The 15,325-nt window shown below is 64.6% G+C and carries 14 protein-coding genes; 5 read left to right on the top strand and 9 right to left on the bottom strand.

Going from position 1 to position 15,325, the window contains the following annotated elements:
- Positions 1-44: 44 nt before the first annotated feature.
- Together LU493_RS09785 and LU493_RS09780 are read left to right on the top strand one after the other, a co-directional pair.
- Entirely contained in the window at positions 45-944 is a 900-nt protein-coding gene (locus LU493_RS09785; protein ID WP_275287611.1) for a ribokinase, read from the top strand.
- A gap of 19 nt (positions 945-963) precedes the next feature.
- The gene (locus LU493_RS09780; RefSeq protein ID WP_275287610.1) at positions 964-1,905 is read left to right on the top strand and encodes a nucleoside hydrolase; all 942 of its coding nucleotides are present in this window, start codon (positions 964-966) and stop codon (positions 1,903-1,905) included.
- A gap of 6 nt (positions 1,906-1,911) precedes the next feature.
- Here the strand turns inward: LU493_RS09780 and LU493_RS09775 are convergent, their stop codons facing one another.
- Positions 1,912-2,184, bottom strand: coding sequence for an acylphosphatase (locus tag LU493_RS09775; RefSeq protein ID WP_275287609.1), 273 nt, complete (start codon positions 2,182-2,184; stop codon positions 1,912-1,914).
- A 177-nt stretch (positions 2,185-2,361) separates the two neighbouring features.
- On the opposite strand from LU493_RS09775, the gene LU493_RS09770 reads away from it, so the two are divergent.
- Positions 2,362-3,399, top strand: a complete 1,038-nt coding sequence (locus LU493_RS09770) for a Glu/Leu/Phe/Val family dehydrogenase (RefSeq protein WP_275287608.1) — start codon at positions 2,362-2,364, stop codon at positions 3,397-3,399.
- Positions 3,400-3,564: 165 nt separating this feature from the next.
- Here the strand turns inward: LU493_RS09770 and LU493_RS09765 are convergent, their stop codons facing one another.
- On the bottom strand, positions 3,565-4,647 hold the full coding sequence (locus LU493_RS09765; protein WP_343076089.1) for a YihY/virulence factor BrkB family protein: 1,083 nt from the start codon (positions 4,645-4,647) through the stop codon (positions 3,565-3,567).
- A 144-nt stretch (positions 4,648-4,791) separates the two neighbouring features.
- On the opposite strand from LU493_RS09765, the gene LU493_RS09760 reads away from it, so the two are divergent.
- On the top strand, positions 4,792-5,886 hold the full coding sequence (locus tag LU493_RS09760; RefSeq protein WP_275287607.1) for a bifunctional nicotinamide-nucleotide adenylyltransferase/Nudix hydroxylase: 1,095 nt from the start codon (positions 4,792-4,794) through the stop codon (positions 5,884-5,886).
- 168 nt (positions 5,887-6,054) lie between these two features.
- On the opposite strand, the gene LU493_RS09755 is transcribed toward LU493_RS09760, so the two are convergent.
- The 6 genes from LU493_RS09755 to LU493_RS09730 form a co-directional block, all read right to left on the bottom strand.
- The gene (locus LU493_RS09755; RefSeq protein ID WP_275287606.1) at positions 6,055-6,972 is read right to left on the bottom strand and encodes a LysR substrate-binding domain-containing protein; all 918 of its coding nucleotides are present in this window, start codon (positions 6,970-6,972) and stop codon (positions 6,055-6,057) included.
- 103 nt (positions 6,973-7,075) lie between these two features.
- On the bottom strand, positions 7,076-8,494 hold the full coding sequence (gene cls, locus LU493_RS09750) for a cardiolipin synthase (RefSeq protein WP_275287605.1): 1,419 nt from the start codon (positions 8,492-8,494) through the stop codon (positions 7,076-7,078).
- Between the two features lie 309 nt (positions 8,495-8,803).
- Entirely contained in the window at positions 8,804-10,309 is a 1,506-nt protein-coding gene (locus LU493_RS09745) for a fumarate hydratase (protein WP_275287604.1), read from the bottom strand.
- A 271-nt stretch (positions 10,310-10,580) separates the two neighbouring features.
- On the bottom strand, positions 10,581-12,602 hold the full coding sequence (uvrB, locus tag LU493_RS09740) for an excinuclease ABC subunit UvrB (RefSeq protein ID WP_275287603.1): 2,022 nt from the start codon (positions 12,600-12,602) through the stop codon (positions 10,581-10,583).
- Between the two features lie 87 nt (positions 12,603-12,689).
- On the bottom strand, positions 12,690-13,094 hold the full coding sequence (locus LU493_RS09735; RefSeq protein WP_275287602.1) for an OsmC family protein: 405 nt from the start codon (positions 13,092-13,094) through the stop codon (positions 12,690-12,692).
- Complete coding sequence (locus tag LU493_RS09730; RefSeq protein ID WP_275287601.1) at positions 13,095-13,292, bottom strand: hypothetical protein; 198 nt, start codon at positions 13,290-13,292, stop codon at positions 13,095-13,097.
- A gap of 120 nt (positions 13,293-13,412) precedes the next feature.
- On the opposite strand from LU493_RS09730, the gene LU493_RS09725 reads away from it, so the two are divergent.
- Positions 13,413-14,474 carry a YgfZ/GcvT domain-containing protein gene (locus LU493_RS09725; protein WP_275287600.1) on the top strand — a complete coding sequence of 354 codons (1,062 nt, stop codon included), beginning with the start codon at positions 13,413-13,415 and terminating at the stop codon, positions 14,472-14,474.
- Here LU493_RS09725 and LU493_RS09720 read toward each other — a convergent pair.
- Positions 14,416-15,246 (bottom strand): TatD family hydrolase, encoded by an 831-nt coding sequence (locus LU493_RS09720; RefSeq protein WP_275287723.1) that lies wholly within the window; start codon positions 15,244-15,246, stop codon positions 14,416-14,418. The genes LU493_RS09725 and LU493_RS09720 overlap by 59 nt on opposite strands.
- Between the last annotated feature and the right edge of the window lie 79 nt (positions 15,247-15,325).

The raw sequence follows: 15,325 nt of genomic DNA, 5'->3' as shown, positions 1-15,325 counted from the left end.
ATGAATGCCCTACTCAATTCCTGATACCAAATTCGGACGTCGGCATGCTGCATAATTTCGGTTCGATCAACCTCGACCACTTCTATCGCGTTCCCCATCTGGTTCGCCCCGGCGAGACCCTTGCCGGGCATGACTATCGCGTCGGACTCGGTGGCAAGGGAGCCAATCAGTCGCTGGCCATGGCCCGCGCCGGCGGTCGCGTCCGGCACTGGGGGCGCCTCGGCCGGCATGACGCCTGGGCCAAGGAGCTGCTGGAACAAGCGGGCGTGGACACCGGCACCATCGCGCTGGTCGATGAACCCGGCGGCCATGCCATCATCCAGGTCGACGACCAGGGCGAGAACGCCATCCTCCTCTTTCCCGGTGCCAACCATGGTTTCGACGAAGCGACGCTCGACGAACTGATCGAGGCCGCCGATCCAGACGACTGGCTACTCGCCCAGAACGAATGCAACGCCCTGGCGACGGTGCTGGAGCGAGCACATGCCAGAGGCCTGCATATCGCCTTCAACCCGGCACCGATGACCGAGGACGTGGCGGCCCTGCCCCTGGAGCTCTGTCAACTGCTGTTCGTCAACCGTGGCGAAGCCGAGGCGCTGACAGGGCTCGCCGAAGGCGCCACGGCAGACGAGCTGCTAGAGGCCCTTTCCGCCCGACTGCCCGCCACGGAAACGGTGTTGACCCTGGGGGGCGACGGCGCCTGGTATCAACATGGCGAGACTCGGCTATTCCAGCCGCCCCTGCCGGTTACCCCACGTGACACCACGGCCGCCGGCGACACCTTCATCGGCTACTATCTCGCCGCCCGACAGGACGGGATGCCGGCCGCAACCTGTCTCGAACGCGCCGCCACCGCCGCCGCCATCGGCGTCCAGCGTCTCGGCGCCACCGAGAGCATCCCCGAGCTCGACGAGGTGGAAGCCAGGCTTGGCCAGGACACCTAACCCTAGACAAGGAGATTTCATGGCTCACCCAATCATCTTCGATACCGATCCGGGCGTGGACGATGCCCAGGCGATCGCCATCGCCCTGGCGCACCCGGACATCGAGCTGCTGGGCATGACCACGACCTACGGCAATGTGGATGTCACCACCGCGACCCACAATGCCCTGCTGCTGGCCGAACTGGCCGACCAGGCGATCCCTGTGGCCCAGGGAGCCGCCGCCCCGATGGTCAAGCCCCGTCACCCGGCTCCGGCCCACATCCATGGTGCCAATGGCCTGGGAGACATCGACCTGCCGGGCGTACGAGGACAAGCCGAACCGCGCAGCGCCGCCCAGTTCATCGTCGACACCGTCAACGCACGCCCCGGCGAAGTCTCGCTGATCGCCGTCGGCCCGCTCGGCAACCTGGCGGCTGCCCTGCAACTCGATCCCGCCTTGATCGACAAGGTCAAGCAGGTGGTGGTGATGGGCGGTTCAATCAAGGAAGGCGGCAATGTCACGCCCGTGGCCGAGGCCAATATCTTCAACGATCCCCACGCCGCCGCCCGGGTACTGACCGCCGGCTGGCCACTGGTCATGGTGGGCCTCGACGTGACCCACCGTTGCGTTCTCTCGCCGTCCCACATGGCGCGCATCGAAGCCGGACAGGGCAAGCTGGGCGACGTGCTGGCCGGCAGCTATGCGTTCTATCGCGACTTCTATCAGGAGATGCTCGGCATCGACGGCTGCTGCCCCCATGACAGCTGTGCCCTGGCCTGGCTGGTACGGCCTGAGCTTTTCACCAGCCAGCGCGGCCATCTCAACGTGGCCACCGAGGGCGATGCCGAGGGTCAGACGATCTTCGCGCCGGAAAACCGTGCCTTCATCGAACCGCGCTGGTCGCGGTCCCCGTTGGCCGATGTCTGTCTTGGCGTCGACGGCGACGCCGTCGTGGAGTGGATCACCGAGACGCTCGCCTGAGACCATTCAGCCGGTCGTGAAGGAATCCGGCTCATGCGCCGCCACACCTTCCAGTTCGACATGGGTCACCCGGGCATCGGGTGGCCCCGACCAGAGCCACTCGCCGAGTTCCCGCACCGCCTCGGCACGACCGCACATCAACACCTCGACACGTCCATCGGGCAGGTTGCGCGCATGGCCGGTCACTCCGGCCTGCATCGCCTTTTCCTGGGTCGCCCGTCGATACCACACACCCTGCACCTTGCCGGTCACCAGGGCTCGCACGCAGCGTCTCTCCATGTCGGCCTCCTCACGCATCGTCATCGTCGCCCATGGCGATGAACCGCTTCTGCTTCGAAAGACTACCCTTTAAGATGACACAAGGTGATCGCCCGGCCAAAAGCCATCGCGACGCCAGGCTCGTTCCTACCCGGACGACGCCAGCACAACAACCATCCTCAAAAGGGAGTCTGCATCATGTCGGTCTTCTCTCACCCCGAGTTCGACCATCACCAGCGTATCGTTTTCGGCAGCGATGCCGAGAGCGGCCTGAGAGCCATCATCGCCATTCACGATACCCGGCGCGGTCCCGCCCTGGGTGGCCTGCGCATCTTCCCCTACACCAGTGACGATGAGGCACTGACCGATGTATTGCGCCTATCGCGTGGCATGACCTACAAGTCGGCGCTGGCCGATCTGCCACTGGGCGGCGGCAAGGCGGTGATCATCGCCGATCCCCGCCGCGACAAGACACCGGCGTTGCTGCGCGCCATGGGGCGCCTGGTGGATTCGTTGAACGGCGACTACATCACCGCCGAGGATTCAGGGTCGAGCGAAGCCGACATGCGGGTCATTGCGGAAACCACCGAACACGTCGGAGGCCTCGGTCAGGACGGCGTCTCCGGCGATCCCTCGCCCTTCACTGCCAGGGGCGTCTTCTGCGCCATGCGCAGCGCCGTGCGTCACGGTCTGGGACGGGATGATGTCGATGGCCTGCGCGTAGCCATCCAGGGGGTCGGCCATGTCGGCGCCCATCTGGCGCGACAACTTCATGAGGCCGGGGCCCGACTCGTCATGACCGATGTCGACCGTGATGCCCTGGGACGAATCGCCGAGTCTCTGGATGCGGAAGTCACCACGCCCGACGACATCGTCGATGCCGATGTCGACGTCTTCGCACCCTGCGCCATGGGGGCTGCCCTGTCGGGACCGGTGGTCGAGCGGCTCAAGGCCCGAGTGGTATGCGGCGCGGCCAACAACCAGCTGGCCAGCCCGGAGGTCGCCGGCCTGCTGAAGGCGCGCGGCATCCTCTATACCCCGGATTATGTCGCCAATGCCGGTGGCGTCATCGAGATCGCCTGGCAGCGACGCCACGATTACCGGCGTGACGACGTCATGTCGCACATCGCCGGTATCGAAACCACCCTGGATGAAATATTCGACCGTGCCCACCGGGAACAGGCAGATCCCACCAGCGTGGCGGACGCTCTGGCCCGGGAACGCTTCCGCTACTGAAGCCAATACTGTTTCAATGCCTGCGCGTGCAAATCGCTGTGCTATAGCCGCCATCCCTGGCGGCTACCCTGCGGGCCCGTCTGAAGACGGTTCAAGTTCGCTCCTGGCGAATGTGCGCGGCGCTGGTGCGCCAGCCCGGTCGAAAGCTCGCCTGATTAACGGGCGTCAGCGGGATTCTCCGGTCGTCGACCCGGGCGAAGTGTCGCCCTCGGGAGCATTGCCGTCGTCAGCGGCGTCAGAATTCTTCGCCCGCTTGTTGCGGGCTAGCGGCCAGGCAGGCATCTTCAGGCGCTTGCCTGGCCGCTCACGCGCCTCGTCGAGCAATTCATGCTTGACCAGAACGGCACTGTTGCGCGGCACCACCGCTTGCCCCTTGGCCACCAGATGGCATTTGGTAAAGGCCGCACCGAACAGCAGAATCAACGAGGAGTAGTAGACCCACAGCAACACCACCACCACCGAGCCTGCCGCGCCGTAGGCGGACGCCGTGGCCGTGTAGGCCAGATAGACGGCGATGGCCGTGCGCCCGACCGCGAACAACACGGCGGTGACGACCGCGCCCACGAGGACGTCGCGCCAGCGCAGCACCACATCGGGCAGTACCTTGAAGATGGTCGCGAACAGCGCCGATACCAGGGCCAGCGACACCAGGAATTCCGCACCGTTGGTCAGAAAACCGACGAAGGGCAGCAATCCATCGGCTGCCTTCAGCATCGCCTTGACCAGCACGCCAAGGGCCAGCGATACCAGCAGGATGAAGCCGATCGACAACACCACGGTCAGCGACAGCATCCGATTCTTGATGAAGATCCACAGGCTGTTGGTGCTGGGGCGCGCGGCGACACCCCACAGCGTGTTCAGCGAGAACTGCATCTGACCGAATACTGTGGTCGCCCCGACCACCAGGGCGCCGACGCCGAGCAGGGTCGGCAGGATGCCGGACTCCTGGATACGCGACTGGGAGACGGCATTCTGCACGAGTTCGGCGGCGCTCGCCCCCATGGTGCCCTCGAGCTGGGCGACGATCTGTCCCTGGGCCGCCTCTTCCCCCAGCACCAGGCCGATCACGGTGACCGCGATGATGACCGTCGGCGCCAGCGAGAACAGCGTATAGAACGCCAGCGAACCGGCATAGCTGAAGGCATTGCGCTCCAGCCAGAGCTTCACCGCGTTACGCACCACGGTCCACCAGAATCGAACGACATCACAAATCGGCGTCCAGACGGCCATCACGCTTTGCTTGATCACGGCAGTTCCTCACATTCCCTTGCTGATGTGACAGCATACCGAAGCCTGCCAACGAGGTGCAGGGGCGAGACACTGGCGGGGCGAATAATTGCGTGCCCGGAGACGGGTCACCATAATGGGGTTTTCCCCGCCCGGAGCGATGCCATGACCGCGCTGCCAGACGCCGAACACCCCGATCGCGATTTCGACTGTCTGGTCTTCATCGGCCGCTTTCAACCCACCCATCTCGGCCATCTGGCGGTCATCCACCAGGCCCTCAAGCGCGCCCGCCAGGTCATCGTCTTGATCGGCTCCGCCTGGCAGGCCCGCTCGTTGCGCAACCCCTGGCGCTTCGACGAGCGTCGTCGCATGCTGCGCAGCGCCTTCGACGACGAGGACAACGAGCGCCTCGAGATCGTGCCGCTGCTCGATGCCCTCTACAACAACGATGTCTGGGTACGCGACGTCCAGCGCAAGGTACGCGACATCGCGTCGCCCAACCATGCCCGACTACCGCGCATCGGCCTGATCGGCGCCAGTCGCGGTCAATCGAGCTACTACCTGTCCCTCTTTCCCCAATGGGAATCGGTCAGCGTGCCGATGGTCGAGGGAATTTCGGCCAGCCAGATCCGCGAGCGGCTGTTCCGCTCGCCCATCGCCGCCGCCGACTACACCAGCGCCGGGGCATCCCATGATCTACCGCCCGGGGTAATCGACGGTATCAAGCGTTTCCTCGAGACCGAGGCCTATGAGCAACTGGTCGAAGAGCAGGGTCTGCTGGATCAATATCGACGAGCCTGGGCACAGGCGCCCTACCCGCCGATCTTCGTCACCGTCAGCGCGGTGGTCGTGCAATCCGGCCACATCCTGCTGGTCAAGCGCACTGCGGCGCCCGGCAAAGGGCTCCATGCCCTGCCCGGCGGTTTCATCAATCCCCAGGAACGCCTGCTGGATGCCTGTCTGCGCGAACTCCGCGAGCGGGTGCGACTCAAGGTACCGGAACCCGTGCTCAAGGGTTCGCTACGCGGCCAGCGACTGTTCGACGAGCCTCACCGCAGCTGGCGTGGTCGCACCCTGGCCGAAGCCTTCTACTTCGCCCTGCGTCCCGACCAGCAATTGCCCCGCCTGAAGCCGGTCAAGGGCGGCGACCATGCCCGCTGGGTCCCGCTCGCCGATCTCGAGCCGGACGGCCTGTTCGAGGACCATTTCTTCATCATCCAGAACTTCCTCGGCCTGCCCGCCGACTTCAGCCATCCCTGACCGGAACCGTCGAGCCCAGGACGCCAGGAGCAATGCTTGATCTCCCGAAAAGGTCGGGATTTCCGTAGCGAGCGAAGACTAGGCGGGGATGCCGAGTCCGGTCACCGCCGCAGCGCGGTTACAGGCGTGTAGCCTGGCTATCGAGTGCAGCAGGAAATCACACCTTTTTCAGGCCTGGAGGAAGTCCCTCGGCAACTTCATCATCTGCCGCCAGAGCTTCTCCACCCCCGGCTTGTGCACCAGCGAGCAGCGATACAGGCGGATTTCCAGGGGCACGTCGTTCTTCTCGTCGCCTGCCCGCACCAGCCGCCCGTCATTGAGTTCCTGGCGAATACAGAAGTCCGGGATCCAGGCCATGCCGACCCCCTGCATGACCATCCCCTTGAGCCCTTCGGCCATGGCGGTCTCGTAGACAGTCCGCAGACGCATGCGCAAGGGGTCGTTCTTCAACAGCATGCGCACGCTGCGCCCCAGAAAGGCGCCCTGGGTATAGGAGAGGTAGGGAATTGCCTCGCCGCTGTCCAGCGAGAAGCGAGGACGTCCCCGGGTGTCCGGCAGACAGACCGGCAGCATCTTGACCTGACCGATGGAAAAGGAGGGAAAGACCTCGGCATCGAGTTGCATGCTGGCGTAGGGGTCATAATACGCCAGCATCAGGTCGCAGTTGCCTTCGCGCAGCACATGAATGGCATCGCCCACGTTCATGGCCACCAGCCGGGTCGGCAATTCGCCGACGCCCTTCTGCAGCCGGGAGATCCACTGCGGATAGAAGCTCAGCGCCAGGGAGTGCGCGGCCACGATATCCAATGCCTCGTTGGCGATGGAAAGCCCCCGCAGATGCCCGAGACTCTCGCTGAGCTGCTCGACCATGTTGCGTGCCGTGACCAGGAACAGCTGTCCTTCCGGCGTGAGATCCACCGGCGTGGTGGACCGATCGACCAGGGTGACGCCCACCGCCTGTTCCAGGGAACGAATGCGCCGACTGAAGGCCGGCTGAGTGACATGACGCTGTCGCGCCGAGGCGGAAAAGCTTCGCGTGTTGGCCAGGGCAACGAAGTCTTCCAGCCACTTGGTCTCGAGGTTCACCACGACTCCTGGTCATTGATGCATGGACGACTCACTCCCGGAGTCGATCGATACGTTCGGCGTGAGCGTAATTTACCGCAGCTACCCGCTCATCCCAAGCGAATCACTGCACGGGAGCGAGAAGATAAGCGGCCCGAGACAGCAACTTGCGCCACAATGCCCGGGACTCGATCTCCTCGAGCGTGACGTCTCGACAGACAGCGAAGTCGCGTACCAGCATGTCGTGCACCTCGGCAGCGAATTGCCGATCCGGCACCACCGCGGTGATCTCGAAATTGAGCCGGAAGGAGCGATTGTCGAGATTCACGGTACCGACGCTGGCCGCGACATCGTCGATCAGGATGACCTTCTGGTGCAGGAAACCCGGCTGGTAGCGATACACCTTGACCCCGGCACGCAGCATGTCCGGCAGGAAGGAGAACGCCGAGAGGAAGACCAGTAGATGATCCGGTCGTTCCGGTATCATGATACGCACATCCACCCCGCGCATGGCGGCCAGTCGCAGGGCATCCTGGACGCTGTGGTCCGGCACGAAATAGGGGCTCGTCACCCAGAGCCGCTCATGGGCGCTGTGGATGGCATGCTGCACCAGCAGGCTGGCGGTTTCCTGCGGATCCGCCGGCCCCGAGGGCACGATCACCACGTTCTGACTCTCCTCGCAGGTGACCTGCGGCGTCCAGGCCAGGCCGATCACTTCCCCCGTCGCCCAGTGCCAGTCCTCCCAGAAGGCTTCCTGAAGCCCCAGCACACTGGGCCCCACCAGGCGCAGATGGGTATCGCGCCAATGGCCGTGCCGCGGATGCTGACCCAGGTACTCGACACCGACGTTGAATCCCCCGACCCAACCTTCGCGACCGTCGACCACCAGGATCTTGCGGTGATTGCGGAAGTTCAGTTGAAAACGATGGCGCAGTCCCCGGGACGAGTGGAAGGCACTGACCGCCACCCCGGCTTCGTGCAGATCGCGCAGATAGCGCTCCGGCAGCTTGTGGCACCCGATCTCGTCATAGAGAAAATAGACGCGCACATCCCTTTCGGCAGCCTCTTGCAGGCGATGCTTGAACTTGAGCCCCAGGGCATCGTCGCGCACGATGAAGAACTGCACGAGGATATAGCACTCGGCCCTGTCGATTCCCGCAAACAGGCTCTCGAAGGTCGCCTCGCCATCCACCAGCAGCTCGGTGCGATTGCCGCTGGTCAGCGGCATCATCGCCAGCTTTTCCACGGCCAGCACGTCGGCTTCCTTGGCCCCGGCCAGGTAGGGCTCCATCAGATCGCGATAACGCGCCAGCACCCGACGCAATACGGAATCCCGCTCCCCACGCGCCGATACATAACCATAGAACCTCGGCCTGCCGAATACCCAGTAGGCCGGCACCGCCAGATAGGGCACAGTGACCAGCGAAATGATCCAGGCGATGGCCCCCTGTGAAGTGCGACTGGACATCAAGGCCTGCACCGCCGAGAGGATACCGAGCACATGGGTCGCCAGAATCAACATGCCGAACAGCCAGGAGGCCATAGGATCACTGCCTTCTCGGTGGGATAAGACGCGCGTCGTCGAAGATCGACGGGCCATAGCATACGCGTCACGACGCCGACCCCGCCAGCAGGCGGGGCCGTCACCCAAGGCTACCGCAGTTGGATCTGGCGAGGGGCGCCGTGGACAGGCCGAAGAGAGGGTCCGATGCCATTCATGGCATCGGCAGCGCTCTGGAAGGGGGCACAGCGCCCCCTCGCAGGCCGGTCGACGGATCAGCCCGAGCGACAACGCTTGACGGAGATAGCCCTGGACCATCACCAGGGGCGATGGTCACCACAGGCCATGGCATCAAGCACGCTCGGCGATGATTTCCTTCCACTTCGCCGGCCCGGTCTGGTGTACCGACGTCCCCGCACTGTCCACTGCCACGGTGACCGGCATGTCCTCGACCTCGAATTCATAGATCGCTTCCATGCCGAGGTCCTCGAAGCCGACGATACGTGCCTGCTTGATCGCCTGGGCCACCAGGTAGGCAGACCCTCCGACCGCCATCAGATAGACGGCCTGGTTATCGCGAATCGCCTCGATGGCCGCCTCGCCGCGCTCGGCCTTGCCGACCATGCCCAGCAGGCCGGTCTGCTCCAGCATGGTCCGCGTGAACTTGTCCATCCGGGTCGCGGTGGTCGGTCCCGCCGGGCCGACGACCTCATCGCCGATCGGATCCACCGGTCCCACGTAGTAGATGAAGCGCCCCTTCAGGTCCACGGGCAGCGATTCGCCCTTGGCGATCATGTCGACCATGCGCTTGTGCGCGGCATCGCGACCGGTCAGCAGCTTGCCGTTGAGCAGCAGAGTATCCCCGGGCTGCCAGGAGCGGATCTCTTCGGCGGTAATCGCGTCGAGGTCAACGCGCTTGACGTTGTCGCCGGCCTCGCGGGCGATCTCCGGCCAATCTTCCAGCCTGGGCGCCGGCAGCGCCGCCGCACCGGAGCCATCCAGGGTGAAGTGGGCGTGACGCGTCGCCGCACAGTTGGGAATGATCGCCACCGGCTTGTTGGCGGCGTGGGTCGGATAGTCCTTGACCTTGATGTCCAGCACCGTGGTCAAGCCACCCAGTCCCTGGGCGCCGATACCGGACCGGTTGACCTTGTCGTAGAGCTCGAGACGCAACTCCTCGGCGCGGTTCGATGCCCCGCGCGCCTGAAGATCCTGGATATCGATGGGATCCAGCAACGACTCCTTGGCCAGCTCCATGGCCTTCTCGGCGGTTCCGCCGATGCCGATGCCCAGCATCCCCGGCGGGCACCAGCCGGCGCCCATCTTCGGCAACTGCTCGAGCACCCAGTCGACCACGTTGTCGGAGGGGTTGAGCATGGCGAACTTGGACTTGGCCTCGCTCCCGCCGCCCTTGGCCGCCACATGCACTTCCACAGTGTCGCCGGGCACCAGCTTGTGATGGATCACAGCCGGGGTGTTGTCACGGGTGTTCTGACGCTTGCCGTCGGGATCGGCCAGCACCGAGGCGCGCAGAATGTTATCCGGCAGCAGGTAGGCCCGGCGCACGCCCTCGTTGATCATGTCGTCGAGGCTCATGTCCGTCTCGAAGCGCACGTTCATGCCGACATGGACGAAGACGGTGACGATGCCGGTGTCCTGACAGATCGGGCGATGCCCGGTGGCGCACATCCGGGAATTGATCAGGATCTGGGCGATGGCATCCCGGGCTGCGGGATTCTCTTCCCGCTCGTAGGCCTCCGCCATGGCGTCGATGAAATCCTTGGGATGGTAGTAGGAGATATACTGCAGGGCGTCGGCGACACTCTGAATGAGGTCGTCCTGGCGAATCACGGTCATGAGCAAGTCGCTCCTTTGTGGGTCGACGCGCCCGCTTCTTTACCGACCCGAAACGCCGGCGGCGGGCTTCAAGGAACGCCCATCATACCGCAACCGCTTTCTTTCCGGCAGCTTGACACCGGCGGAATCATCGGCTCCAGCCGGGAGGCCGGACGCTCCGCCCCGCTCGCGCCCGAGGCATGGTGCTGAATGTGTTCTCGAGGCTCAGCCGTCCCAGGTTGGAGCCTCGAAGATAACGGTATAAAACATAGAGAACGCGTCAGCCTCGGACTCAACCCACTGCCAGTTGGCGTTCCTTGAGCTCATGCAGGCGATCCCGCAACCGCGCCGCCTGCTCGAACTCGAGGTTCTGCGCCGCCTCGACCATGGCGTCTTCCAGGCGTGTCAGTTCCTTCTGCATCTCCGCCGGCGACAGTGAATCGGGATCGTAGATCGCCGAGCCCTCAGCCACCTTGCGCTCGCTCTTGCGGCCCTTGCCCTTGCGTCCCGGGGCCTCGGCCGACTCGAGGATATCCGCCACCGAACGGGACACCGTCTCGGGCGTGATGCCATGTTCCTCGTTGTGGGCAAGCTGCTTGGTACGTCGACGCTCGGTCTCGTCGATGGCACGACGCATGGAATCGGTGACCCGGTCGCCGTAGAGCACTGCCTTGCCATGGGCATTGCGCGCTGCCCGGCCGATGGTCTGAATCAGCGAACGCTCGTTGCGCAGGAACCCTTCCTTGTCGGCATCGAGTATCGCCACCAGCGACACCTCGGGAATGTCCAGGCCCTCGCGCAACAGGTTGATCCCCACCAGGACATCGAACTTGCCGAGCCTGAGGTCGCGGATGATCTCCACGCGCTCCACGGTATCGATGTCCGAGTGCAGGTATCGCACCCTGACATCGTGCTCATCCAGGTATTCGGTGAGGTCCTCGGCCATGCGCTTGGTCAGGGTGGTGACCAGGACGCGCTCTTCCACCGCACTGCGCGCTCGCACCTCCGACAGCAGGTCGTCGACCTGGGTCGAGGCCGGACGCACCTCGATCTCGGGATCGAGCAGCCCGGTGGGACGCACCACCTGTTCCACCACCTGCCCGGCATGTTCAGCCTCGTAGGGGCCGGGCGTGGCCGAGACGAAGACCGCCTGAGGACAGATGCGCTCCCATTCCTGGAAGGTCATGGGCCGGTTGTCCAGCGCCGAGGGCAGCCGGAAACCATATTCCACCAGCGTTTCCTTGCGCGAGCGGTCGCCTTTGTACATGCCCCCGACCTGGGGGACGCTGACGTGGGACTCGTCGATGAACAGCAGGGCATCCGCCGGCAGGTAATCGAAGAAAGTGGGCGGCGGCTCGCCGGGCGCCCGCCCCGACAGATAGCGGGAGTAGTTCTCGATGCCATTGCAGTAACCGAGCTCCAGCATCATCTCGATGTCGTAGAGCGAGCGCTGCTCGAGTCGCTGAGCCTCGACCAGCTTGTCGTGCTGCCGCATCCAGGCCAGGCGCTCGGCCAGTTCCTCCTTGATCGAATCGATGGCCCCCATGATGGTTTCCCGCGGGGTCACGTAGTGCGTCTTGGGATAGATGGTCATGCGCGGCACCTTGCCCCGCACTTCGCCGGTCAACGGATCGAACAGGCTGATCTGGTCGATCTCGTCGTCGAACAGCTCGACCCGCACCGCCTCGTCTTCGGCATCCGCCGGGAAGATATCGATGACATCACCGCGTACCCGATAGGTCCCTCGCTTGAAGTCCATATCGTTGCGGGTGTACTGGAGTTCGGCCAGGCGCCGCAGGAAGGCACGCTGGTCGATCAGTTCGCCACGATTGAAGTGCAGGCGCATCTTCAGATAGAGGTCCGGATCACCGAGGCCATAGATCGCCGACACCGAGACCACGATCAGCGCATCACGACGCTCGAGCAGCGCCTTGGTGGCGGACAGCCGCATCTGCTCGATATGGTCGTTGATCGAGGCATCCTTCTCGATGAAGGTGTCCGAGGAAGGCACATAGGCCTCGGGCTGATAATAGTCGTAGTAGGAAACGAAGTATTCGACGGCGTTTTCGGGAAAGAACGATTTGAACTCGCCGTAGAGCTGGGCGGCCAGCGTCTTGTTCGGCGCCATGACGATGGTCGGTCGCTGCAGGCGCTCGACGACGTTGGCCATGGTGAAGGTCTTCCCCGACCCGGTCACGCCCAGCAGCGTCTGGTGGGCCAGGCCGGCCTCGAGACCATTGACCAGGCCGTCGATGGCCGCGGGTTGGTCCCCGGCGGGCTTGAACTTCGATTCCAGACGAAACGGCTTGCTCATCGGTTCTCCCTGCTATGTCGAATACCCCGGGTCAGGCGGGCGTTTCGCCCCATGATGACCGGGCCCCATGACGATCGAGGAATCCCGTCATGACGAGCGACGCGTCGTGATCTCGACCTCGGACGTCGTCATCAGACGATGGATCGGGCATTTGTCGCTGATTTCCTCGAGCCGCTCTCGCTGCGTCTCGTCCAGGTCACCATGAAAGCTCATGATGACCTCGAGGCGATAGACCCCCCTGGCCTCGTCACGTTCATCGCGGCTGACCGTCACCTCGACGCTCTCCAGGGGCCAGCCCTTGCGTCGTGCATACATTCGGGCAGTGATCGCCTTGCAGGCCCCCAGGGAGAGATCGAAATAGTCATGGGGATCCGGCGCCAGGCCATCGCCGCCATATGCCTCGGGCACATCGACGAGCAGGTCCTCGAAGCCGTCGATGGTGGCCCGCTCGCGCAATTGGCCGTCTCGCTCGCTGCGTAGTCGTATGCTCATTCAGGATACCTCGATGCCCAGACCGAGCGCCTGGATCGCCTCGATCAGTGCCTGGCGACGCACATTGCCATCCACGTCGGCACCATGGCGCCCCACCTCGACACTCTCGACCCCATCCAGCATCATCAGGGCGGTGGTGATGCGATTGACCTGATCGGCGTTCTCGACGCCCTTGAACCCCAGGGACAGCTGCGCCATGTATCCGGCTCCATTGACCTTCGAACATTGGCCTTCGAGTCTAGCATGACGCCCGTTCGACTGGCCCGCGACACTTGCATTCCCGCCGTCTCGCCCGCATCTCTATCTCGAATCCCGCGCATGGCTGATGACAAGGATCCCGACATGAACGACTGGATCGCTCGAACCGGCGGTCGCCTCGAAGACGGCGCGCGCGTCGTCTTCGACACCCCCAAGCCGGCTCGCCGGGCACTGGATGGCCCGGTAATGACACCCCTCATCCATCTCGGCATCCTCGATGTCGTGGGCGACGGCGCCGAACGTTTCCTGCAGGGCCAGACCAGCGCCCAGCTCTCGCTGGTCGACGGCGAGTTCGCGCCGCTGGGGTGCTTCTGCACGCCCAAGGGGCGAGTCCTGGCCAACGTGCAACTGTGGCACGTGGCCCCGGGCCACTATCGCCTGTTGACGCACCACGAACTGGTCGCTTCCCTCGCCGAGCATCTCGCCAAGTTCGCGCCCTTCTATCAAGTCGAGCTGACGACCCGCGACGATCTCGCCCTGATCGGGCTGTTCGGTCACGAAGCGCCCGCCGTCGCCGAAGCCCTGCTGGATGTGACGCCGCCTGGTGCCTGGCGTCAGGCCGATCGGGATGAGTACCAGGTAGTGGGACATCCCGGTCCGGTTCCTCGCCTGCTGATCTGCCTGCCGACGTCAGGCGTCGAAGCGACCTGGTCGCGACTGGCCGCCCAGGTCACGCCGGTCGACAGCGCCGCCTGGCGCCTGCACGACATTCAGGCCGGGCTGGTCTGGCTGGATGCCAGCCAGCGCGACAGCTACCTGCCGCAGATGATCAACTGGGAAGCCCTTGGCGGCATCAGCTTCAAGAAGGGCTGCTACACCGGCCAGGAAGTCGTCGCACGGGCGCACTTCCGCGGCCAGGTCAAGAAGCGCCTGATGCGCGCCCAGCTCGACGGGGAGCACCTGCCCGAACCGGGCAGCGCCATCATGGACGCCGCCGACAAGCGCCTCGGTGAAGTACTCAGCGCCGAACTGGATGCCTATGGCCAAGCCGAGATCCTGGCGGTGATGAGCACCCGGGAGCCCAACGAACCCTTGAGCGTCGCCGGCCAGAAGCTCAAGCTGCTCAAGCTTCCCTACCCCCTCGAGCGCCTCGACCCGGAGCAACTGGCGGAGAAGCACTGAACGGCCCCCCTCGGTCCAGACCGAATAGCCGGTTCGCCGTCGCCGAGCTGTCCGCCGCCACCCGCTCGAAGGGCTGGCCACGAAGCTCGGCCACGACCCGGCACACCTCGGCCACTCGCGCCGGCTCGTTGCGTTCGCCCCGATGGCCGGCAAGCGGCATGTCGGGGCTGTCGGTCTCCAGCACATAGCCATCATCGGGCAACGCCGCCACGGCACGACGCAGCCGCCCGGCGCGCTCATGCGTCACGGCGCCGCCCAGGCCTACCACGAATCCCAACCGGCGAAAGGCCGAGGCCTGCTCGGGAGAACCGGCGAAGGCATGGATCAGCCCGCCGGTCGGCGGCGCCAGCTGGCGTAGACGCTTGGCCACCTGGTCATTGGCACGGACGCAGTGAATGACCAGAGGCAGGTGCCGCTGTCGAGCCAGGCGTACCTGGGCATCGAACAGCCGCCATTGCGCCTCGAGGGTATCGGCGAAGCGCGCATCAATGCCGCACTCGCCCAGCGCCACCACCCCGGAATGTCGATCCAGCGCCGCCGCCAAAGCCTCGACGTCGCTTTCCTGGTGATCGTCCATGAAGTAGGGATGCAGCCCCAGGCAGACACTGAGGTCGCCTCGCTCGCTCAGCGCCAGCACCCTACCCCAGTATCGACGCTGGGTGCCCGGCACCACGACATGCCCGACGCCCGACGTCCGCGCACGCGACAGCACCGCCTCGCGATCGGCGTCGAAATCGGGGAAATCCAGATGGCAATGGGCGTCGATGAGCATAGGCTGGAAGCTGGAAGCTGGAAGCTGGAAGCTGGAAGCTGGAAGCTGGAAGCTGGAAGCTGGAAGCTGGAAGCTGGAA

This window comes from Halomonas elongata (assembly GCF_029081005.1).
Classification (GTDB): domain Bacteria; phylum Pseudomonadota; class Gammaproteobacteria; order Pseudomonadales; family Halomonadaceae; genus Halomonas; species Halomonas elongata_B.
The sequence above is the reverse complement of the archived record's forward strand: the minus strand, read 5'-3'. Positions and strand labels throughout refer to the sequence as shown.